At 45.2% G+C, this 22,393-nt stretch carries 21 protein-coding genes and 1 riboswitch; of the genes, 8 read left to right on the forward strand and 13 right to left on the reverse strand.

From position 1 onward, the window contains the following. Positions 1 to 107: 107 nt before the first annotated feature. The 5 genes from AC2VDX_RS21985 to AC2VDX_RS22005 all read right to left on the reverse strand — a co-directional run bounded on the left by AC2VDX_RS21985 (position 108) and on the right by AC2VDX_RS22005 (position 5,372). The gene (locus AC2VDX_RS21985; protein ID WP_378185448.1) at positions 108 to 1,748 is read right to left on the reverse strand and encodes a tetratricopeptide repeat protein; all 1,641 of its coding nucleotides are present in this window, start codon (positions 1,746 to 1,748) and stop codon (positions 108 to 110) included. A 79-nt stretch (positions 1,749 to 1,827) separates the two neighbouring features. Next, the gene (locus tag AC2VDX_RS21990) at positions 1,828 to 2,613 is read right to left on the reverse strand and encodes a DUF4058 family protein (RefSeq protein WP_378185445.1); all 786 of its coding nucleotides are present in this window, start codon (positions 2,611 to 2,613) and stop codon (positions 1,828 to 1,830) included. A gap of 60 nt (positions 2,614 to 2,673) precedes the next feature. Next, positions 2,674 to 2,916 (reverse strand): type II toxin-antitoxin system HicB family antitoxin, encoded by a 243-nt coding sequence (locus AC2VDX_RS21995; RefSeq protein WP_378185443.1) that lies wholly within the window; start codon positions 2,914 to 2,916, stop codon positions 2,674 to 2,676. 41 nt (positions 2,917 to 2,957) lie between these two features. Next, on the reverse strand, positions 2,958 to 3,743 hold the full coding sequence (locus AC2VDX_RS22000; RefSeq protein WP_378185441.1) for a DUF4058 family protein: 786 nt from the start codon (positions 3,741 to 3,743) through the stop codon (positions 2,958 to 2,960). A 120-nt stretch (positions 3,744 to 3,863) separates the two neighbouring features. Continuing rightward, positions 3,864 to 5,372, reverse strand: coding sequence for a UbiD family decarboxylase (locus tag AC2VDX_RS22005; RefSeq protein WP_378185439.1), 1,509 nt, complete (start codon positions 5,370 to 5,372; stop codon positions 3,864 to 3,866). A gap of 115 nt (positions 5,373 to 5,487) precedes the next feature. Between AC2VDX_RS22005 and AC2VDX_RS22010 the strand changes: the two genes are divergently transcribed. Next, positions 5,488 to 7,233 (forward strand): NYN domain-containing protein, encoded by a 1,746-nt coding sequence (locus tag AC2VDX_RS22010; protein ID WP_378185437.1) that lies wholly within the window; start codon positions 5,488 to 5,490, stop codon positions 7,231 to 7,233. A gap of 33 nt (positions 7,234 to 7,266) precedes the next feature. On the opposite strand, the gene pstB is transcribed toward AC2VDX_RS22010, so the two are convergent. The 5 genes from pstB to AC2VDX_RS22035 form a co-directional block, all read right to left on the reverse strand. Further along, entirely contained in the window at positions 7,267 to 8,073 is an 807-nt protein-coding gene (gene pstB, locus AC2VDX_RS22015) for a phosphate ABC transporter ATP-binding protein PstB (RefSeq protein ID WP_378185435.1), read from the reverse strand. Then, complete coding sequence (gene pstA, locus AC2VDX_RS22020; protein ID WP_378185433.1) at positions 8,067 to 8,984, reverse strand: phosphate ABC transporter permease PstA; 918 nt, start codon at positions 8,982 to 8,984, stop codon at positions 8,067 to 8,069. Before pstA ends, pstB begins: the two co-directional genes overlap by 7 nt. Before the next feature lie 126 nt (positions 8,985 to 9,110). After that, entirely contained in the window at positions 9,111 to 10,037 is a 927-nt protein-coding gene (gene pstC / locus AC2VDX_RS22025) for a phosphate ABC transporter permease subunit PstC (protein ID WP_378185431.1), read from the reverse strand. A 336-nt stretch (positions 10,038 to 10,373) separates the two neighbouring features. Next, positions 10,374 to 11,390, reverse strand: a complete 1,017-nt coding sequence (locus tag AC2VDX_RS22030; RefSeq protein WP_378185429.1) for a PstS family phosphate ABC transporter substrate-binding protein — start codon at positions 11,388 to 11,390, stop codon at positions 10,374 to 10,376. Between the two features lie 376 nt (positions 11,391 to 11,766). Further along, positions 11,767 to 13,239, reverse strand: a complete 1,473-nt coding sequence (locus tag AC2VDX_RS22035; RefSeq protein ID WP_378185425.1) for a cyclic nucleotide-binding domain-containing protein — start codon at positions 13,237 to 13,239, stop codon at positions 11,767 to 11,769. A gap of 345 nt (positions 13,240 to 13,584) precedes the next feature. On the opposite strand from AC2VDX_RS22035, the gene AC2VDX_RS22040 reads away from it, so the two are divergent. The 3 genes from AC2VDX_RS22040 to AC2VDX_RS22050 all read left to right on the forward strand — a co-directional run bounded on the left by AC2VDX_RS22040 (position 13,585) and on the right by AC2VDX_RS22050 (position 16,442). Continuing rightward, a complete protein-coding gene (locus tag AC2VDX_RS22040; protein WP_378185424.1) occupies positions 13,585 to 14,286 on the forward strand; it encodes an SDR family oxidoreductase in 702 nt (233 codons plus the stop codon). A 228-nt stretch (positions 14,287 to 14,514) separates the two neighbouring features. Further along, positions 14,515 to 15,636 carry a 4-hydroxyphenylpyruvate dioxygenase gene (gene hppD / locus AC2VDX_RS22045; protein WP_378185422.1) on the forward strand — a complete coding sequence of 374 codons (1,122 nt, stop codon included), beginning with the start codon at positions 14,515 to 14,517 and terminating at the stop codon, positions 15,634 to 15,636. Positions 15,637 to 15,713: 77 nt separating this feature from the next. Then, the gene (locus tag AC2VDX_RS22050; RefSeq protein WP_378185419.1) at positions 15,714 to 16,442 is read left to right on the forward strand and encodes an HAD family hydrolase; all 729 of its coding nucleotides are present in this window, start codon (positions 15,714 to 15,716) and stop codon (positions 16,440 to 16,442) included. Positions 16,443 to 16,476: 34 nt separating this feature from the next. On the opposite strand, the gene AC2VDX_RS22055 is transcribed toward AC2VDX_RS22050, so the two are convergent. Further along, the gene (locus AC2VDX_RS22055) at positions 16,477 to 17,100 is read right to left on the reverse strand and encodes a CPP1-like family protein (RefSeq protein WP_378185417.1); all 624 of its coding nucleotides are present in this window, start codon (positions 17,098 to 17,100) and stop codon (positions 16,477 to 16,479) included. Between the two features lie 770 nt (positions 17,101 to 17,870). On the opposite strand from AC2VDX_RS22055, the gene AC2VDX_RS22060 reads away from it, so the two are divergent. Further along, entirely contained in the window at positions 17,871 to 18,605 is a 735-nt protein-coding gene (locus tag AC2VDX_RS22060) for a response regulator transcription factor (RefSeq protein WP_378185415.1), read from the forward strand. Positions 18,606 to 18,719: 114 nt separating this feature from the next. Then, the gene (gene modA / locus AC2VDX_RS22065; RefSeq protein WP_378185413.1) at positions 18,720 to 19,523 is read left to right on the forward strand and encodes a molybdate ABC transporter substrate-binding protein; all 804 of its coding nucleotides are present in this window, start codon (positions 18,720 to 18,722) and stop codon (positions 19,521 to 19,523) included. Between the two features lie 195 nt (positions 19,524 to 19,718). Here the strand turns inward: modA and AC2VDX_RS22070 are convergent, their stop codons facing one another. Together AC2VDX_RS22070 and psbH are read right to left on the reverse strand one after the other, a co-directional pair. Beyond that, complete coding sequence (locus tag AC2VDX_RS22070; protein ID WP_378185411.1) at positions 19,719 to 19,991, reverse strand: TatA/E family twin arginine-targeting protein translocase; 273 nt, start codon at positions 19,989 to 19,991, stop codon at positions 19,719 to 19,721. Between the two features lie 133 nt (positions 19,992 to 20,124). Further along, on the reverse strand, positions 20,125 to 20,328 hold the full coding sequence (psbH, locus tag AC2VDX_RS22075; RefSeq protein WP_190411417.1) for a photosystem II reaction center phosphoprotein PsbH: 204 nt from the start codon (positions 20,326 to 20,328) through the stop codon (positions 20,125 to 20,127). An 83-nt stretch (positions 20,329 to 20,411) separates the two neighbouring features. Here psbH and psbN point away from each other — a divergent pair, with 83 nt between their 5' ends. Together psbN and speB are read left to right on the forward strand one after the other, a co-directional pair. Then, on the forward strand, positions 20,412 to 20,543 hold the full coding sequence (gene psbN / locus AC2VDX_RS22080; protein ID WP_378185409.1) for a photosystem II reaction center protein PsbN: 132 nt from the start codon (positions 20,412 to 20,414) through the stop codon (positions 20,541 to 20,543). A 402-nt stretch (positions 20,544 to 20,945) separates the two neighbouring features. Then, a riboswitch (guanidine-I (ykkC/yxkD leader) is annotated at positions 20,946 to 21,079 on the forward strand. A 117-nt stretch (positions 21,080 to 21,196) separates the two neighbouring features. Beyond that, positions 21,197 to 22,390: an agmatinase gene (speB, locus tag AC2VDX_RS22085; RefSeq protein WP_378185406.1), complete on the forward strand. Its 1,194-nt coding sequence runs from the start codon at positions 21,197 to 21,199 to the stop codon at positions 22,388 to 22,390. Positions 22,391 to 22,393 lie beyond the last annotated feature (3 nt).

The following is a 22,393-nucleotide window of genomic DNA, read 5'->3' on the forward strand; positions in this document are numbered from 1 at the left end:
TCAATTGAAGAGCTAGAGTATGTATTACATAAGCTTTTAAATGAAGGAGAGTTGATTATCAAATGGGAACGAAAGCTCAAAAACAAGGGCAATGCTCTTATCACAGTTTAAATGCATAACAGCTTAACACTTCTATTACTACTTCCCGCAGCGATAGTTTTCCCATCCGGACTGAAAGTAACTGCCTGAATCCATCTGTATAGTTCCTTTGTTTGAGGCTGATAAAGAGTTTTGATTTCTTGACCATCTTTCGTATTCCATAGTTTAATAGTCGAGTCATCACTGCCGCTGGCAATAGTCTTGCTATCGGGGCTAATAGCTACTGAATGAACTGCACCCTCATACCATGAAGATGCACTAATGTTGTAAATTAGTAATGCCTGACTGTAATCCTTAATTGCTTCGTTATACTTTCCCTGTTTGTCGTAAGCAATTCCTCGGCTGTAGTAGGCTTCGCGGTATTTAGAATCCAGCTTAATCGCTTCATTGAAATTTTCAACCGCCTTCTGATTCTCTGCCAACTTTAAGTAAGCAAGACCCCGTTTGTAGTAAGAATCAGCGTAATAGGTGCTGGCATCTTCCGCCTTGCTTTCAATCGCCTCATTAAAATCTTCAATCGCTTTTTCATATTCTCCCAATTCACCCCAGATAGAACCACGCCTTAAAAAGGCAGCAGGATAGTCAAGATTGAGATCCAATGCCACGTTCAAATCTTCAATCGCTTTCTGATAATCTTCTATTCCAAGATAGATAGTAGAACGACCTAAATAAGCATCGTAAAAGTCAGGATTGCGCTTAATAGCTTCGTTGAAGTCATCAAGAGCTGCCTGATAGTTACCAAGTTTAATGTAGACAGCGGCTCGTCCAAGTAGTGGTTCAACATAGCGATCTGGATCGGGTTGCCACTTGCCGTCCTCTGGCTCAAAAGGAAACTTGGGATTTACAGCCAATGCTTTAGTATAATCTGCTATCGCTTTTTGTTGATATTCATTCGATTTTTCCTGATACTTAATAACTTGTTGCCGATATTCACGTTTTTTTTGCTTGTTGCCTAACTCTAATTCCTGCTCTTCAATATCTTTCTGCTGATATTCAAGGGCTTTTTGCTCATCCCCTAATCTTGAATAGGCGCGTCCTCGGCTAACATAACCTTCCGCAAAGTTGCCTTTACTTAAAGCATTGCTGTAATCCTTAATAGCATTCTTAAAATCCCCTTTCTCTTTAACCTTATTTAATCCGTCTTTATATAATTTTAAAATAGAAGAAGTGGTATTTTCCTTGTCACCAATATTAATGTTAATCAAGTTTAACTCTTGAACTGTAAAAAAGGAATCAATCCTCATTAAAGAAAGACTAGGCGCAAACGTAGGTGCAAGGGTAGGTGTAAATGTAGGTGCAAGAGTAGGTGAAAAAGCGAGGTTAGCTGCAAAAGAAGCCCTAAAAACAGAATTATCAGACAAAAAACCAGTGCCAGAGGTAATAAAACTTCCTACTTTTTCCAAAAAACTGAGCGGATTTTTTTTCAAGGATACTGGCTCAAGTTTATTGATTGGGTGAGCCTCAGCAGCTAAAGCTTTGTTTATACTGACACCAGGGATGACAACCCATATCAGACTGATAATTAATGCAAGGAAAACCGAAAGTGCAAGTTTAGGGAGTGGCTGTAGTTTAGCCATAGAGAAAGTTTTTAGCTTTTCGAGGAAGTCGGCTTGTTGCGCTCGCAGCAGGGTAGTCCAGTCTATGCTCATACTAATTTGATTAACCTTACAACGAATCTAAACTTAGTATTCCCAGTGAAGCGACAAAAATCTCAAATTAGCGAATCAACTACCGTAATCCTTGCGATCGCAACAAAGCATCAGTCCAAGTTGCGTCCGATTCTGATAGCGATCGCACTGGTTCGCGGGTGTAATCTATCCGCATATCGTAACCCGCTACGTCATACACGCTATTCAATAACATCTGCAAATCGACCACTGGCTCAGTATCTCCTGACTTCAAAGGTAAGGGAAACTTAGGAATTGTATGTTGTAAATTAAAAGCATATAAATCAGCTAAAGGACGGCGATCGCCCCGACAAACCAAAATTCGATAGTCACTTTGAATACCATTACTAAAAAATGGTATGGGTTTCCAACTTCGCAATAAATCAATCTCAACTAAATGCGTCAAACTCCCTAATATTTTTTGACGTTTTGCCTCGTATGTTTTGCGACCTTCACCAGAGCGTTTGTTGACAGGGGAGAGAATTTCTATTGCCGTTACTACTTCTTTTGTCTCCACCTCTATGATTTCTAAATACCCCTGCTTGAGAGTTTCAGGCATAGGAATTGTTACTGTTACAGGTTGTGTTGGAGGCGCAGCGACAGTGAGATTAGTTGTCGTGGGGTTTGTTGCAGTTAGCGGACGTTGTACTGTGACATCAGGAATACCTACAAGCAGTGAATTTTCTCCACTGGTTTCATAAATTCGCACCTCAACTGCAACTATATATTTAGGACGCAGTTGAGGAGCCAAAAACTCTAGAATCTTACTAATTAGCAAGTGATGTATCCCAGACCAAAAATCAGGATGTTCTAAATAAGGGTTCATCCCCGGAAATGGAGAAGGCATACAATTACCTCACAAATTTTCCCATTCATTTAGTGAAATTCCTGCCTGGTTCACTACTTATCAGGCGACAGACTCAACTTTTAAAATAATGCCATTAAATTGTCGCAAGTTGTGACCCCTAGCAATACCGATAATTATCCATTCCTCCAGCACTTCTAAAAGTTCTGTACGACAAGCTTCCAGGGTTTTACCTGTTGCCCATACTCCAGTCGCACCTGAGATTTCTCCATAAAAGCCTTCATCATCCTCAAGCAGTTCATAGTGTGCCGATTCCATCGCCTTCTGGAGATATTGCTGAATCATTTTATACTTCTAGATATATCAACATGAGTGCATCGAAATTGTTACCCTAATCCTTGCGATCGCAACAAAGCATCAGCACAAGTTGCGTCCGATTCTGATAGCGACGGTACTGGTTCCTGGCTGTAATCTAGCACCATATCGTAACCTGATGTGTCATATATCCCATTTAATAATGCCTGCAAATCTATTACTGGTTCAGTATCTTCAGAACGCAAAGGTAGGGGAAATGAAGGGATCGCATCTGGCAAATTAAAAGCATATAAATCGGCATAAGGACGGTTGTTGCCCCGACAAACTAAAATCCGATATTGGCTTTCAATATTATTTCCCTGAAATTTCATAGGATTGCCCTGCCGCAGTAAATCAATTTCAACCAAATTGGTACGACTTAAAAGCACTTTTTCGCGTTTTTCCTCATACATCTCCCGCCCTTTTCCGGAACGCTTATTCGTAGGAGAAAGAATTTCAATAGTAGTAACCAATGCCTCTGTCCCTACTTCTCGTACCTCTAAATAGCCTTCCTTGATAGTCATTGGCATAGGAATTGTCACCCTCACAGGTTGTGCTGTTGTTGCAGCGACTGCCACATTCGTCATTGTCGAATCTGTTACAGTCTGCCGACTTATTACTGTCACATCAGGAATACCGACAAACAGCGAATTTTCCTCAATGGTTTCATACATTCGCACTTGTACAGCGACTCGATATTTAGGACGTAGTTGGGGAGACAAATATCTGGCAATTTCAATAATTAACCAGTGATGTAATCCAGACCATAGATTAGGATGTTCTAAATAGGGGTTCATACCAGGAAATGGAGAAGGCATTGATGTAACTCCTAAAATATTTTTTACTTTTATTTTAAGCGGTCATCTAGTTATCGTAGCCCTCTCCGTGTTATTTCTTAGCCCCCTCCCTGAAAAGTGGAGGAGGGGGTTGGGGGGGTGTTACCTCATATCGTAGCCAAACAATTTCGGGTCAACTTCTCCTAATTGCAAGTCGGCTAAGCCATACTCAGCCCAACGTCGTTCCACCATCGCCGCCACATCTGGATCGGATTCCAAAGGTTCGCCCCATTCATGCTCAGTTTCTGGAGGAATCTTCGTAGTCGCATCAATCCCCATTCTTCCCCCTAAACCAATCTTTTCGCTAGCAAAATCTAAGGTATCAAAAGGCGTATTTGGCAAAATGAAAACATCGCGCACCGGGTCAACTTTAGAACTAATTGCCCACACCACTTGACGCGGATCTCGGATGTTAATGTCTTTATCTACCACAATCACAAACTTGGTATAGGTGAATTGAGGTAAAGCACTCCAAAAAGCCAAAGCAGCCCGTCGCGCTTGACCGGGATATGCTTTATCAATGGAGATAATTGCCGCCTTATAACTCAGCGCTTCCATTGGTAGGAAGAAATCGACAATTTCTGAGACTTGTTGCCGCAGAATTGGGGTATAAATGCGGTTAAGCGCGATCGCCATCATCGCTTCTTCTTTCGGCGGACGACCGCTAAAAGTTGTCATATACATGGGATCTTTGCGGTGCGTCATGCACTGAAAGCGCACCAGCGGCGAATCCTCCACACCGCCGTAATAACCCATGTGATCGCCAAAAGGACCATCTGACAGGACTTCCCCAGGTGTAATCGTGCCTTCTAGGACAAATTCCGAGTCGGCTGGCACTTCTAAATCCACCGTCTTACACTTCGCCAACTGCACCCCAGAACCGCCGTAGAGTCCCGCAAACAGCCATTCTGATAAATCTACTGGAATCGGTGTTGCCGCAGCCATGATGATCAGAGGGTCAACACCGAGTGCGATCGCCACCTCCAACTTTTTCCCCCGTTCCGCCGCCTTGCGTAGATGTCTCGCACCGCCCCGCACCGACAGCCAGTGAACCGTCATCGTATTGTGCGATTGCAGTTGCAGCCGGTACACCCCCACATTCGGCGTACCCGTCTCGCAATCCTTGGTAATTACCAGCCCCAACGTGATTATCTTGCCAGCATCCCCAGAATAAGGGCGAATTAGCGGCAATCTATTCAAATCCAGGTCATCGCCTTGGATAACTACTTGCTGACACGCTGGGAAAAAATCACGCCCTGGTTTCGCCTTCAGCACGTCAAACAACAGCTTACCAAACTCCACCGCTTGCCCAATCTTCTTCGGTGGCTTCGGCTGTTGCAACATACTCAGCTTTTTACCCAGTTCCTCCAACTCCAACGGATGCTGCATATTCATCGCCCAGCAAATCCGCTCAACTGTACCCATCAGGTTCACCGCCACCGGATAAGCTGACCCTTTTACATTTTCAAATAGCAGCCCAGGGCCACCGCGTTGTAACATCCGGTTAGAAATCTCAGCAATTTCCAAATCTGGGTCAACCAGGGCGTCGATTCTCCGTAACTGCCCTCGTTCCTCCAGTAGCTTGATGAATCCCCGCAAGTCTCTTGCCATAGTAAAGATTAAGAAGTATGAAGCACTTTCTTTTATTATGAGGGGAATCCTAACACTAGGAGCGCCCCCTAGAGACTTCAGGGGTAAGCCGCCTGAATATAACCCAAAAAAAACTATGCCAGATAACGTTCGCGTGACCTCGGTAAATGATTCTGTTGTTATTAATGAAATTAGCTTCTGTCTCTATCAAGCCATTATTTTCATTCAGCAACAGCAGCCAAAATTATTAACTGAAAAGTACCGGAATGTTCCCTGGAGTGATGCTCCTTATCAATCATCTTTCCTGCTGAAATTGCAAGTCGAACTCAACAAAGCACCCGATAGAGATGCACTCATTAAAACCGTACAAAAATTACTGCAATTGATCTTAACTCCTCAATGTTTGGAATTGCCGATATCTAGTAAGTTAATAGAAAAACTTCGTATTTTAATCGATTCAGCCTCTGAAATAGATCCCAGAAATGGCTCAGGCTTTTCACATCCACCGGAAGTGCCACGAGTGCTGATTCCGGAGCAACATATCACGATTTTGCTTTTGGACGCCGAAAACTTACAACTCGATTCCGCAACAGAAAAGTTTTTAACAACAGTCTGCACCTACCCTATCCAGGTGAAAATTGCCTTTGCAAATTGGCGGCGCATGGGTAAGTTAGATGCGGAATTGCATGAACGCGGCTATGATTTAATTCACGTTCCCGCAGGTAGGGATAACGCTGATGGAAAAATGATAGCAGTTGGCTTGTCAATCCGCGAACATTACCCAAAAGTTAAGGAAGTTTTAGTTTGCTCATCAGATACAGTGATGACTAATCTTTGTAACCATCTTCAGAAATATGGTTTAACAGTATATCGGGTTTTTCGGCAGGGTTGCAATATAACGGTATCTAACTATCAAACTGGTGAAATTGAAACTTATACGTCTAAATATTTACCCGTAATTCCACCGTTAGTGGAATGTATTAGTTATTTAAAAATGCTGATTTTAGAAGAACAAGAGCGGGCTAAAATTCAGTGGATAAAGTTATCTGCATTATCTCAGCTATTTTACGAAAAGTACGAAATTAATATCAATCAAGTTGTTGATAGTTATAGTCCTGAAAAGAATGATAAAGACATTTTTATAGATAGACCCTCAGATTTTGTAGTGCATCAACTACCGGAAACATCTGAGGTATATATTACGCTGTTTAAAATCGGTCAACTGACTAAAACAACCAAACAAGATTCTGACTTACAAACTGATAATAGTCAACTCGGACAACCGACTTTTGTGCAACTCCAAAAAGTACCAGAAAACCCTAAATACGCTCGACAATCAGAGGAGAAACCTCAGTCTTTATCTAGTATCAATTCTCTAGCAGAACTAGAAAATGCAGTTTTAAATATTATTAAGGCAATGCAAGTCCAGTCTCTAGATGCTCAAATATTAATAGGGGCGTTGGGTGGAGAATTCAGTAAAGTATATGGTCAATCCCCGACTGCACTGGTGAAAAAATTAAAAGCGGGTACTAATTTTACCCAATTTTTACAGTCATGCTCTACATTGAAAGTGGAGAAAAATGGGCAGGGTTATCAGGTAGCGATCGCTTCCGCTTCTTTATCTAAAATTAACTCCCGCTTTGAGCTGGAACAAGTGTTATTAAAGATTTTGACTATTTTAACTGCCGAATCCTCCAAAAGTTATATCCCCCTAGAAACTTTAGGAGTAGAATTTCATAAGCAATACAATCAACCAATCACTGAAATTCTCAAACACTTAAAATTGGAAGGTAGCTTTACTCAATTTTTAAATTCTTGTAGTTTCTTCAAGGTAGAAAAAATAAATAAAGGGTATCAAGTAGCGATCGCGCAGAACTCCTAAATCAAAGCGCGATCGCTAATCTTACCCTTTAACCTATCCAAAACGTCCTTTCACATAGTCTTCTGTCTTCTTTTGAGAAGGTTGAGAAAAGATTTTCTGAGTTTCGTCAAACTCCACAATCTCACCCAAGTACATAAAAGCTGTATAGTTAGAAACACGAGCTGCCTGCTGCATATTATGAGTCACAATCAGAATCGTCACCTGCTTCTTGAGCTGACTAATCAATTCTTCTATACTGCCGGTAGCGATGGGGTCTAAAGCAGAAGTCGGCTCATCGAAGAGAATAATCTCAGGTTCAGTCGCCAAGGCACGAGCAATACACAAGCGCTGCTGTTGACCCCCAGAAAGATTGAAAGCCAAGTCATTCAACCGATCCTTCACTTCCTCCCACAGCGCAGCACTTCTTAAAGCTTGCTCCACCTTGTGATCAATCGCGCTACGCTTTGATTGACCGCGCACTCGCAGACCATACGCCACATTTTCATAAATCGATTTCGGAAAAGGATTGGGTCGCTGAAACACCATCGTAATCCGCATCCGGACTTCTATCGGGTCAACTTTACGACTGAGAATATTGATGCCATCGGTATCTAGCAGAATCTCCCCTTCGTAGCGATTGCCAGGGTAGAGGTCGTGCATCCGATTAAAACATCGCAACAACGTGGTTTTGCCACACCCCGAAGGTCCAATCAGCGCTGTCACCTGTTTTTCACCCACTTTCAAGTTAATATCCTTGAGTGCTTGGAGCGAACCGTAGTAGAAATTTAAGTGATTGACCTTAGCTTTGATGGCTCTGGCTGGGGTGGAGTGAGATGAATTGGACTGTGTTTTTTTTACCATTTGATATGTTTGCGTAAACGATAACGCAGATAAATTGCGATCGCATTCATCGTTAGCGTCATGGCGATTAGTACGATACCTGCCGCCGCCGCATTCACCTGAAATTCTTCCTGCGGACGAGACACCCAATCAAACATTTGGATCGGCATGACCGTAAAGGGAGCCTGCAACCATTTAAAAGAGATGAAGGGAAATTCTCCCTGAATCGGGGAATCTGGTAAGAAGGCAATGAAAGTAAGCGCGCCAATCGTAATTAAAGGCGCAGTTTCGCCAATGGCGCGTGCTAAACCAACAATAATGCCAGTCAAAATTGTGCCAGTTGAGTAAGGCAAAACATGATCCCAGATGGTTTGCCACTTACTTGCCCCAACTGCATAGGCGGCTTCGCGGATATTATTGGGAATGGCGCGGAGAGCCTCTCTCGTGGTGACAATCACGATGGGCAAAACCAACAGTGCCAGCGTTAACCCGGCGGTGAGAACGCTCTCGCCCAGTTTCAATGCGTACACGAAGAAGCCCAAGGCTAAAAGCCCGTAGATGATTGAGGGAATACCTGCCAAGTTGGTGACATTGATCTCGATTAAATCGGCAAGCCAGTTTTTCCGAGAATACTCTTCCAGGTAAATGCCAGCTGCCACGCCCACTGGAATCGCTGCTACGGCAGTTACTAACATTACCAAGCTGGTTCCTACCCAAGCTGATAGGATGCCTGCTTCTTCAGCCTTGCGACCAGGAAAGGAAGTCAAAAATTGCCAATCCAGGCGCGGTAAACCGTCAATCATCAGGTCAATTACCAACGCCAGCAAGGTGACAATTCCAACTAGCATTGACAACACGCCGATGATTGTAAAAATAACGTCCCAGCGCTTGTTGCGGGCGATAATACTGCGGATTTGTTGTAAATTAGTCATTAGTCATTGGTCATTCGTTATTAGTCATTAGTCAGAGGTTTTTGTCTTTTGCTAGGGTTAATAAGAAGATAGGCGATTGACAATTAGTAATTAGGTATTAACTAATGCCGAATAACTCAAAACATTTCAGTAAAATTCTCGATAGTGCTTCCTCAAGAAATGTCCGGCAATGTTGAGAACTAAGGTAATCAGCACTAAGGTAAGTCCAGCTGCAAAGATGGTTTGGTACTCTAAGCTACCGTGAGGCAAATCGCCGAGACTCACCGATACGATGTAGGCGGTGATCGTGGCGGCGGGTTCCATTGGGTTCCAGGTAAGATTCGGTTGTCCGCCAGCAGCGATCGCTACCACCATCGTTTCTCCCACTGCACGAGAAATTCCCAGAATGTAAGCTGCCGAAATTCCGGAAATAGCAGCCGGTAATACCACTCGCAAAGCTGTCTGCAAGCGAGTCGCCCCCATTGCATAAGAACCCTCGCGCAGATGCACGGGCACCGAACGCATGGCATCCTCGCTCAGAGAGCTAACGTAGGGGATAATCATAATGCCGATGACTAGCCCAGCGCTCAACATATTAAAACCGGGCAGTTCCGGGAAAAGCTTCTGCAACAACGGAGTGACGAACAAGAGTGCAAAATAGCCGTAAACGACTGTAGGAACGCCTGCCAGCAATTCTAAGGCTGGCTTAACGACCTCACGCACTAGGGGACGCGCAAATTCGCTCAGATAAATCGCAGCGATAGTCCCCAGAGGTATCGCTACCAGCAAGGCAACTGCTGTGGTAACTAAGGTTCCTGAAACCAGCGGCAAGATCCCGAAGTGCTTGTCATCAAACAAGGGTGTCCACTGAGTGTCTGTGAGAAATTCCACCAGGGAAACTTCCTTGAAGAAAGCCAAGGACTCTGTTACCAAGACGGCAAGAATCGCAATTGTTATCGCTACTGAGGAAAGCGCCGCCAGAAATAATCCAAACTCAATTGCCCGTTCGCGCAAATCGCGTACTAGCTTTGGGGATAGTTGAGCTTGTTTGGATTGCAGTGATTTTTCAGTCATTCTCATCCGTGCCCAACACAAGCAGTAAATATTTTATAAATGTCAATAAACTGACATCTTGCACCATTCAAGGGTCAGCCTCAAAACCCGCCAATAAATTTATTTCTTGGCTAATAGCGCTCCTCCATTAAAATGGACTTAAATTTTTATCTAGTCGGCATATGAGTCCTATGCAAGAGGACTTTTGCTATTAGCCATAGATTAAAATCTCTGGCAGGTTATTGCAAGTGGAAGATGTCAATAAACAAAGAGAGGTACAACACCTCCCTTTGTATAATTTTGAATTTTGAATTTCATTAAAACTGATGATTCATCACTCAAAACTCAAAACTCTTTTCACTGTCTGGCTTCGCGTCGCAGCAATTCTTCAATTCGCAGCCCGACAGGTGCATCACCGGCAAACACGGTGCCTATCTTTTTATTCTTGAAGTGATTCATGCCGATCGTATATGCCTGATTTGGTAAGGCGACGTACTTTACTTCCCTAGCAAACCGACCCGCATTGCTCATGTAAAATTCTACAAACTGCTTCACCTCTGGCTTATTTGCAGATTTAGCGCTGACATAGATAAATAGAGGGCGAGACAGACGACTATAAGTGCCATTCTGAACCGTTTGAGCAGAGGGCAATACAGGACCTCTGCCGCTATCAATCGGTACTGCTTTCAATTTGCCTTTGTTTTCTGCGTAATAGGCATAGCCGAAGTAGCCTAGAGCATTTTTATCCCGGCTAACGCCCTGCACCAGTACGTTGTCATCCTCACTAGCAGTGAAATCACCCCGGCTGGACTTGGCTTTGCCGACAACAGCTTCGGTAAAGTAGTCGAAGGTTCCGGAATTGGCACCAGGCCCAAACAGCTTCAGAGGTGCATTCGGAAATCCCTGACGCACTTGACTCCAATTTTTGATTTTTCCCTGTGCGGCAGGCTCCCACATTTTTTTCAGTTCCGCAACTTTTAGGCTTTTCACCCAGGTGTTTTGGGGATTGACCACGACGGTTAAGGCATCATAAGCCACTGGCAGTTCTATGTACTGAATACCAGCCGCTTTGCAAGCCTGCATTTCTTTGACGACGATCGGTCGTGAGGCATCAGCAACGTCTATTTCACCCCGGCAGAACTTTTGGAAACCGCCCCCAGTGCCAGAAACTCCCACCGTAACTCTGACCGCCCCTCTTTTGGTCTTTTGGAACTCTTCCGCTACTGCCTCAGTAATCGGGAAGACGGTGCTGGAACCATCAATCTTAATTGTGCTAGGACTTTGCGACTGAACTGTAGCCACTGATAAACCGACTGTAGCGGTTGCCAGTGCGCTTGCTCCCAACAATGCCCAAGGGTTCAGCTTTAACTTCATTCCCTTCACCACCATCTTATTTGCTCCATGATGCTCAATTGCATCAGAATCTAACCAAAGACAGAATACCTGATCAGGGTTAAGGTTTTATAGTCAAAGATTATTTTTAGTTTAAAAAACAATGAAAAAAAAGTTATTAATGGATTAAGGTTTGTTAATTCAGCCGTTATAGCTACCTGAAAATTGCTGTAGGCAAAGCAAAATACAAGTTTTACTTTCTCTACAGAGCTTACAAAACAGGAGAGAAAATTTGCCCGCATCAAGCGAATTGAGCTTATACCAATTCGTTTTTTTGATGCCACATTTACGATCCCCCCAACCCACTTTAACAAGGGGACAACAGGCGTATCGGTTGCAAGCATAAAGTGAAATGGTATTAGATGCCAAAAAGGCTTTGAATCCGTTGGCGGATTCGGATTAAAGGAGTCTGTTCGGAGACTTCTTCTGTCAGTACCCCCAAATCTCGTAACGCCTGTTGTCGTTCTGATAATTTTTGGGCAATCTGATCCGCTAACTCCTGATGCGTGACTAAAAGCTTCTGTAAATCGTTGCGGTCTACTACAAACAAAATCGAATCTTCCAAAGTGCGAACTGTTGCCGAACGAGGAGTTCCCAGTAACAAAGAAATTTCTCCGAAAAACTCGCCTTTGTGAAGCGTGGCAATATATTTCTCTGCTTTTTGAGAAAAGACTTCTACTGAGCCAGTCAGAATAATATAAAATGAATCGCCAGGGTCATTTTCTTGACAGACAATCTGTCCGTTCGGAAAAAGTTGTCGATATCCGTACTCAATCAATTGCCGCAGTTCTAAATCCGTACACGCCTCAAAGAAAGTGACTCTCCGCAACAAATCGCGCAGCGTCCAGTTATCGGGGGATTTGGCAAGAACTTTGGTGTTGGGTGTGATGGTGCTATTGTGCGAACTGACTTTGCCATTAGGAACATCTGTGGCACTGGTTTTATGAAACCGATGCGTTATTTCTTCTAAGTTGCGAATGTGTATATCTTGCTGGGGAAAAGGAATTTCGATTCCTCGGTCGCGGAATTCATGCTCAATCGAAAAGTTTAAAGAACTTTTAATGGGATCGCTACCCTGCGGTCGATCGATCCAAACTAATAGTTCAAAATCTAAAGAACTTTCCCCAAAACCTTTAAACCAAACTTTAGGAGCAGGAGAAGATAAAACGCCTGGTTCCATTCGAGCAGCAGCTAAGAGTGCCTCTGTGACTAAAATAGGCTCGCTCCCATAAGAAACTCCAATCGGGATATGGATGCGACACTTCGGGTCTTTATAAGTCCAGTTAATAATATGATTTTCAACAAATCGAACATTGGGAACGATGACAAAAACGCCATCCAGTGTACGAACAATCGTAGAACGAATAGAAATATTTTCTACGGTTCCTAAAAGACCATCAACTTCAATAAAGTCTCCGGCTCTAATTGGTTGTTCAAAAAGTAGCGTCAATCCACTGATAAAGTTGCTGGATAAATTCTGTAACCCGAATCCCAACCCAATCCCAATCACTCCAGCGAATACCGTTAGAGAACTCAGGTTGATGCCTGCCGTTTGCAGGACAATCATAAATCCGAAACCTGCTAAAAGGTAGCCGATGACCGCTGCGATCGCTTCTTGCGTTCCTCGATCCAATTTCACTCGCACTAGAATTTTTCGCTTAATCCACTCGCTGATAGCGCGAGAAGCGATAAAGACAGCGATCGCTAACATGATCAGTTGGACAATCGAACCGAGGGAAAGACGGGTGTTGCCGATTTCAAAAAGCGGAGTTGTAAATAGCTGGGATAAGCCAGCAAATATTTCCTGTGCCGCTTTGACTATCCAATCCATGATTTACTCAACCTGAAGCAGGAACTATCACGCACTTTGTCCATCACAGCCTCGATTTTTACGAAATGTCAAGGTTTGAAACTGGGAAATCTGCTCATTGTCTCGGTTTCTGCTTTGAGAGGCTCTACCAGGAAATGCCTACTGTGTGGGCTACTGCCGCGCTTAGGCGCTGCTAGGCTTTCCCCACCCTCTTCCTAGACTTTGGCGGTGATTGCGCGAAGCCAGAGCCTCCTGAGAGCGTTCTTAGGCGAGGTTTCCTCACCCTGGAGACGAGAAATAACTGGTTTGAGCAGAATGAATCGCGGTCAGTATGATGGGAGAAGATGTAAAGAAATATAAAGGAATATGCAAGATAAAGTCGTTGTCGTCGTCGGTGCCACTGGCGGGATTGGTTCCGCCTTAACTCGCAAACTAGCACCGATGGGGGCGCGGTTGGTACTGGCGGCAAGAGATAGCAGCCGGTTGACGAACTTGGCATCTGGACTCCCCCAAGTCTTAACCGTACCTACAGATATTACTAAACCGCAGCAGGTGGAGACGCTAATGGAAAAAGCGATCGCCCACTTTGGTCAAATTGATGTTTTAGTCAATGCGGCGGGCGCTGGCGTCATGAAGCAGTACAACCAGTTAGAACCCGCAGATTTAGACGCCATGCTCGATGTGAACTTAAAAGGCAGCTTCTACACCTGTCAGGCAGCAGCGGAGGCAATGAAGGAGCATAAAAGCGGTCATATCTGCAATGTGGTGGGGATTCTGGGCAAGCACTCAATGGCGATGGCAGCGGCTTACTGTGCCTCGAAGTTTGGCGTTGTGGGTTTCAGCAAATGTATGGCAGATGAGCTGAAGCGCTTCGGCATCAAGTTCACCCTGTTCTACTTTGGCGGCGTTGATTCTCCTTTTTGGGATAATGTCAGCCTAAAAGTCGATCGAAAAAAGATGCTCAGCCCTGAAACTGCTGCTGATGCGATTCTGTTCGCGCTCAGCGCCGATCCGCAAGCGGTGCCGATGGAAATTAATATTCAACCAGAAAGCCACCTGTTTTTCTAAATAGTCATCGTCAACTGAGTACACCACGTATAAAATCTGCTGTCTTTTACTGACTCTCTCGCCACTCTCCCCATCTCCCACTCAGTCCTCAACAGGGGCTGGGTTTCCCAACGCCTACAGCACTCAGCACTTTATCAAAGGAGGGATTCTTTCTCAAGAATGACCTGCAAATGCCAGGAAGAGGGCAAAATTTACACTCAGGTAGAGCTGCTCAGACTGGAATAAACCATGAAAATTGACCACGTTCACTTCTATGTTGAAGATGCCAAAGCGTCGCGCGACTGGTTTGTGCTACTGCTGGGGTTTCAAGCAGTAGCCGCTGGGGTAAGCAACCACACTCGCACGGAAGTGGTCAAAAGCGGCTCAGTCTATTTTTTCCTGTCTTCACCCCTGACATCCGCTAGTTCCGTTGCCCAGTTTCTACACCAACATCCTCCCGGCGTTGCTGACATCGCTTTTAGCGTTCCAGACGTGGAAGGGGTGATGACGAAGGCTGTCAATGGGGGCGCTAAGGTGTTGCAACCCATCCAGGAACAACAGGGTAAGGTGTTGCTGAAGTGGGGCAAGATTGCCGCCTGGGGTTCTTTGAGTCATACCTTGATAGAAAGGCAGCCTAGGCTTGTTGAGCGGCAAAATAGAGACTTTATTTCCAATTTTCCTCAGCTTGACTGGGATGGCGGGAAAGTCTTATTGGACGATGATTCCGAGCGGTTAGATGGCAGTAGCAACAACGGTGTCACGTTTGGCGGTATCGATCATGTAGTGCTGAATGTTGCTGCTGGGGATTTGGATCGGGCAGTTGCCTGGTATGAAAAGACGCTGGCATTTATACCCCAGCAGTCGTTTGCGATTCAAACCGAACGATCGGGGCTGGACAGTAAGGTGATGCTTCATCCGGATGGTTGGGTCAAGTTACCGATTAATCAACCCGCATCGGCTAATTCCCAAATTCAGGAATTTTTGGATGTGAATCGGGGGCCAGGAGTTCAGCATATTGCTTTACAAACGCCCAATATTGTGAGTGCGATCGCACTACTCCGTCAACGCGGTCTACCCTTCTTGCAAGTCCCCCGCACCTACTACACCCAACTGCTTCAGCGGCAAGGACTTCAGCTATCGGAGGCTGAAATTCAGAAAATCGCGGCTCAACAAATTTTGGTGGATTGGGAGGAAAACTCCCCAGAAGCGTTGCTACTACAAATCTTCACTCAACCGATTTTTGAACAACCCACTTTCTTCTTTGAGTTAATTGAGCGCCGCTTACAGGCACGGGGTTTTGGGGAAGGCAACTTTCGCGCTCTTTTTGAAGCGATTGAGCGAGAGCAGATGAAGCGGGGTAGCCTGTATTGAGGAAATTATCGGCAGGCTGGTAAAAATAGGGTAATCTGTGATTAATCTTAATAATACAGACTGCCCTACTTCTAAAAATGTTAAGAATTATTAGTGACTTCGACGGCCCAATTATGGACGTTTCGGAGCGATATTACCAAGTTTACCAGTTTTGTTTGGAACAGACGCGACGGCAAGATCAGTCAGTGCGTCAGATGTCTAAGGATGAGTTTTGGGTTTTGAAGCGATCGCGCGTCCCAGAACGACAAATCGGGATGCTTTCCGGTCTAGATGAAGATCAAGCCCAAGCATTTGCTGCACTGCGGCGTCAAACCGTGCATACGATGCCTTATCTAGTTTATGACGCCCTGGCACCCGGAGCCGTTGACGCCCTGGAAAAAGTACAGCAAGCAGGTGTCGATTTGGTTGTACTGACCATGCGTCGTCAACGGGAGTTAGATTACGCTTTCGGTCGCTACGACTTAGAGCGATTTTTCCCGAAAAATCGCTGCTACCACCTGGCTAACGACTACGTGAAGACTCGTGACATCGACGACAAACCGCTGCTGATGGAACGAGCGATCGCCGAACTGCCTTCCGCCTCTGATGTATGGATGATCGGGGATACCGAGGCTGATATGATGGCAGGAAAAAACCACGGCGTCAAGGTCATCGGGGTTTTGTGCGGGATACGCGATCGCGCTCAACTTGAGCAATACCAGCCAGACTCGATCGTAAACAATCTCGGTGAAGCCGTGGATTTCGTATTGAGTCAGCTGCTGCCTGAAGAATTAAACATAAAAAATGAAAAATTAAAAATTCTCTGATTAACTCTTAATTTTTCATGATTAATTCTTAGCTTTAGCGCAGAAAGCTACTAACCAGCCAGAGGATAATAAACGTCACCAGCGTGACGAATTTATCCGGTGTCAATCCGATATTAGAAATTGGCGTCATCAGCACATTATTGAGCAGCGTTCCCAATCCAATCCCAACGAACAACCCAAACAGCGTCAGCAGCAAAGCGCGACCAAATTTCCGCTCTTTACGATTGACCAAAAATAAAGTTAATCCAGCCCCTAACGCCATATTCAACGGCAGCATAGAATCATTGGTAGCTGGATAGACCGTGATGCCGCTCAATGCCAAGAACAAACCGCTAGGCCACGCCACCTCCTGTAAGCTGGGGGTATCAATCAGATTTTGCAACCAAGCTGGGGAGCGGTTGACCGGCGTCGGCGCAAAAGTGGGAGGAGGCGCGATCGCCCGCTCTGGGAACCGAATCCGTTCCGGAACCTTAATTTTTCCCTCTTGGCGCATCCTCAGACGTTCCATTAAAATCGCATCGTAGGCAGTCTCCATCGCTTCCAGAAGCTCCTTCTCGCCATGATGCTCTTGCACGAGGCGCGATCGCGCCTCCTGAATTTCCTCAAAAGTTGCGTCTTCTGACAGTCCAAGCTTTTCGTAGGGATTTTGCTCGCTCATCCAAAACCTCCCAGATATCTATTATTTTCAGCAGTCTTCATCGACTCAATCGTTTCTGGCAATCTAGCTCCATATCTACACTGCCAGTTCCTCAGGCTAGAAGAAAGTATCGTTAGCCAGCCGTTCTAACCTACGTGACCTAAAACTCCCTAATTTCCGTTGCTAAAAGAGTATCGCCGACCGCATGAGAGCGCGATTGGAATACTTCCATACTGATTGGAGAACGTGCTACGGCTCTTGAAGAATGGAATGGTCATAAATTACTACATTTGACAAAGTATCTATACATTTTCCGTGAAGTTTTGTCATACTGGTTCTTTGTTCTAAGCCGTTCAAGTCCCTGAAATCGCTGCCCAATCGCAGTTAACCCTGAGCCTTGAGTGCCTACATTCATCCTATCCTCCAAGTTAGTTTAGCTTGATCCTTGAACACAAGCGCTTCTCCCGAAAGACACCTTTATTCGTTTACCAGCTAACCGTCAGATGATTTATCCGGATTCGCTCGGCAAATTTAATTTTTTTAGACAAAAAAGACTTAAAACAAACCGCCAGACTGCCGCTCGTGGAAAATTGACGATTACGAGATATTTTCACTAACTGGGGAGAGCGACGATAATTGTCTAAAATGCTCATTACGCCATTAAGCTTGGGAACATTAATAAGGTGAGGAAGCGATTTTTCGCCGAACACAAGCGCTTGTTTCCCCGACTCGACCTGTTTGCTTAAAATATCTCTGTCCGTTAATCATAATCCAGTTCTTAGTGGAAAGTTATGGTCATGGCTTCCGCAACTCACAAGATTCTTGTCGTGGATGACGATCCTGCCATCCGGAATCTCATCTATCGCTTCTTAAGTCAGCAAAACTATCAAATGGAGTCTGCTGAAGACGGCAAGACCGCCCGCGCCGTGTTTGATCAATTCAACCCAAACCTGGTGATTCTGGACGTGAATTTGCCTGACGCGAATGGCTATCAACTCTGCAAAGAATTGCAAAGCCGTACCGACGTATTAGTGCTGCTGCTAACGAGTCGCGCCGACGAAAATGATAAAATCCACGGCTTCTCCCAAGGTGCGGATGACTACATTACCAAGCCTTTTAGCTTAGGGGAGTTGGGCGTCCGCGTGGGGGCACTTTTAAAGCGCCATCGACCCCTCAAAGTCGCCGAACAGCAACGCCTCATCTTTGACAAGCTGGTGATCGATCCAGTGCGTCGAGAGGTAAATCTAGGCGACCAACCAGTACCCCTAACCGCTTTAGAATTTAATTTGTTGCATTTCCTAGCGAGTCATCCCGGTCGCGTTTGGCGTCGAGCCGAGCTAATCAAAGAAGTTTGGGCTTCTGAGTACATAGGAGATCCACGTGTAGTTGACGTTCATATCGGGCAGATTCGCAAGAAGATAGAAATCGACTCTACTCAGCCTGAATTAATTCAAACGGTTCGGGGCGTCGGTTACAAGTTTGAAGTTCCTGGTAAACCCGAACTCAATGGCAAAGCGGAGCGCTGAAGCGATATGCTTCAAGAACATCAAAGCCACAAATCATAGTTTTTGCTAGGGAGAAAACGCTTGAGTTATTCTTTGATGCCACGCAAGTGCCCGGAGAATGCCAATAGGTTCGCTGTGCTACCCTCTCTAATCCTGCTGAGTCTGGTTGTGAGTCTTCTGCTGGGGGCTTGCACTGCCCCAGCTCTCTCCCCAAAGAAGTCTGAATCTACATCTACCAGGCTGACTGTTGCTGCTGCTGCTTCGTTGACCGAAGCTTTTACAGAGATTGCCACAGCCTTTCAAGCTCAGCTTCCTACCTTTACAGTTAACTTCAATTTTGCCGCTTCTGGTTTCTTGCAAAAGCAAATCGAACAGGGTGCCCCAATTGATGTATTTGCGAGTGCAGCAGCTCGACCGATGGATGCTTTAGAAACGCAGAATTTGTTGCTTCCCCAAACTCGCAAAACGTTTGCCCGTAATCAATTAGTCGTGGTGGCAACTACCGCTCAAACCCCTTGGCTGAAGAAACTATCTGACTTAAGGGATGGTCGTCTGAAACGCTTAGCAATTGGTAATCCAGCTACAGTGCCAGCGGGAGAGTACGCAAAAATAGTTCTGGAAAAAGAAAATCTTTATACCAAACTGGAAAAAGAAAAAAAGTTGGTTTTTGGTGACAATGTGCGTCAAGTTTTGACTTATGTGGAGCAGGGGAATGTTGACGCCGCCCTTGTCTACGCGACGGATGCGGCTATATCTAAAAAAGTGAAGGTGATAAGCAGAATTTCCCCTGAATCAACTCAACCTATCCGCTATTGGATAGCGGTTGTCAAGCAAAGTCAAAATTCCCAGCAGGCAAAAGAATTCATCAACTTCGTTACCAGTAACAGAGGGCAGCAGATATTGCAGAAGTATGGCTTTCTACCAGTCGCTGCCAATTAACGTCTACCCCCTTTCCATCCCTATAGCAATTCTCTATTGGATGCAGTAAGGTTTAACCCCACCCCTGCCCCTCCCCGTGAACGGAGAGGGGTTCAATATTCCCCACTCTGGGTGAAAATCGAGGGGTTGGGGGTGAGGTTCCTATATATTGCACTCAAGTGAGAACCGCTATAGTCGGAACGAGAATTGCCAGTTTTAGCTGTGTTGCGATGAGCTAGTTGCGTGATTCTCTGACTTCCCGTTTGCCACTTTCTCTGAGTCAGACTGGGGAAGTGTCTTGACAGCTTGTTCTATCTGCTCTGCTTCATGCTTGAACTCGGTTTCAAATTCTCTAGATGCTTCCTGGAAGCCGCGAATTGCCTTGCCCATACTGCGACCAATTTCTGGCAACTTTTTGGGACCGAAAATCAAAAGAGCCACAACCATAATTAGCGCCATTTCCGGCAGACCGATGCCAAAGATATTCATAGGATTTTTCGTGCAAACGTTAACTTTAGTATAGAACTGACAAAAAAACCCGGTCTAGCCGGGAAAGCATAAGTGTTTTTTAATCGTGGCGTTTTAAGTAAAGCTCAAGGGCTTCGCGCCAGATTGCAGTCGATTAACGGCCTAGGCTTTTCCAATCGACATCAACACCCTCAACGAGGAGTGAGGAGTTGTAAAGTTGCAGAATAATCAGTAAAAAGACCAAAAATAGCACCATAAAGACGCCCATCAATGGCGTAGTGCCCCAACCCGGAGATACTTTCCCATATTCAGAGTTCAGGGGTTTGAGGACATCTCCTAACCAAGTCCGTTGTGCCATAGCTTTCCTAGGATCACTCTCGACAGAAGTTTTTAACGTTTTGTAATATTGTATAGGAACTGCTCTCATAAATTATCTCACCTATGGAACCCGCAACAGTTCTTAGCATTTGTATCGCTGCCTTTCTCGTCGCCATCACTGGCTTCACCATCTACACTGCTTTCGGACCTCCTTCCAAGGAATTGAACGATCCGTTTGAAGATCACGAAGACTAAAGCTTTCCGGGCGAGAGTCGCTCTCGCGGGGTAGGCGCGGCTACGGCTACACAAGACATCTCCGGCTTGGTATCTTCCTATCAATGTGGAGCCTATCTGGGGGAAAGGCTGGAGTCAAATGCAGGGGCAAGTTTGTCCTAAAATCTGGGCGCTGATATGCGCCAAACCTGGAGTAGTTTTCATCCAGGTTTGGCTGTAGCATCCAGTGCGATTTGAGCCTTCTCGGTGGCGAAATCCCGGCTGTAGGATGCGATCGCTATCTAGACTCTGGTTTACCTCTAGGGGAAAATCCGCAAAATTGTAGCTTTGACTACATTCATCCTCAAAATTTATTGATATCTATACATTTAAGCTTTCAAAGTTCATCCCAACAAACTATTGCTAGCTATCGGGTAAAAACAAATTAATAGCTTCTAGGGTTCCGGTTTAAGTCTCAAGATTTAAACGACTGGTCCGAGAGAAGCGAACCAGTCATGGAGTGTTTTTATAAATTGAAACACGGACTGGTTACACGGCGGGAGAAAAGCCCGGGAGGTACATAGCAGAGGCTTATCTGTTATGGCTTACCCGGGCTATAGTTTTTGCAAGTCTTTTTTTGGACTTGGGATAAAAAATAGAGCTTTTAGATTGACGAACATCCCATTTTTTCAAACATGACTGAAATTAATTCTCAAAACTCGAATTCGGATTTGCAACCGCCGTCTACTGAAGCGAGTCGCGCCCTTGAAAAAGAAACCCATCTGCCAATGACAGGCTGGCAACAGGAGGTGGCAAAAGGGTTAGAGTTTGGATTAGAGGCAGCAGAAAGTATACGCGATCGCTCTATTTCCACTTTCTCTCGCGGCGAACTTCCCCACTACGCAGGCATTAACACCTTCCTGAAAGCACCTTATATAGAAGATGTGCGAAAAGTGGGTGAATACGATGTTGCAATTGTAGGCGTACCGCACGATTCTGGCACCACCTACCGACCTGGAACCCGTTTTGGTCCCCAAGGAATTCGGCGGATTTCTGCTTTGTATACCCCCTATAACTTTGAACTAGGCGTTGATTTGCGAGAGCAAATTACCCTGTGTGATGTTGGAGATATTTTCACAATTCCGGGAAATAACGAAAAGTCATTTGACCAAATTTCTAAAGGAATTGCTCACATCTTTAGTTCCGGTGCTTTTCCAATAATTTTGGGAGGCGATCATTCAATTGGTTATCCAACAGTGCGGGGAGTTTGCCGCCATTTAGGCGATAAAAAACTGGGGATTATTCACTTCGATCGCCACGTCGATACCCAGGAAACAGACCTCGATGAGCGCATGCACACCTGCCCTTGGTTCCATGCCACAAACATCAAAAATGCCAATCCAAAAAACCTTGTGCAATTAGGGATAGGTGGCTGGCAAGTGCCGCGTCAGGGTGTAAAAGTCTGTCGAGAACGAGCCACAAATATTCTGACAGTTACAGACATCACAGAAATGGGTTTGGATGCAGCGGTAAACTTCGCTCTAGAAAGGGCTTTAGACGGAACAGACTGCGTTTATATCAGCTTTGATATTGACTGCATTGATGCCGGTTTTGTCCCTGGAACTGGTTGGCCTGAACCGGGCGGATTATTGCCCCGCGAGGCTCTTTATATGCTGGGCAAAATTGTTCAGAAAGCACCCGTTTGCGGACTTGAGGTGGTGGAAGTGTCGCCCCCTTATGACATCAGTGACATGACATCTTTGATGGCGACGCGAGTGATTTGCGACACGATGGCGCATCTGGTGCTGTCAGGACAGTTACCGCGAAAAGAAAAAGCCGCATACATTCACCCCTACGCCCAACCAGAATTAGTTGCAGAGTGGAGTTGAGCC

The sequence above is a fragment of the Coleofasciculus sp. H7-1 genome (assembly GCF_057473865.1).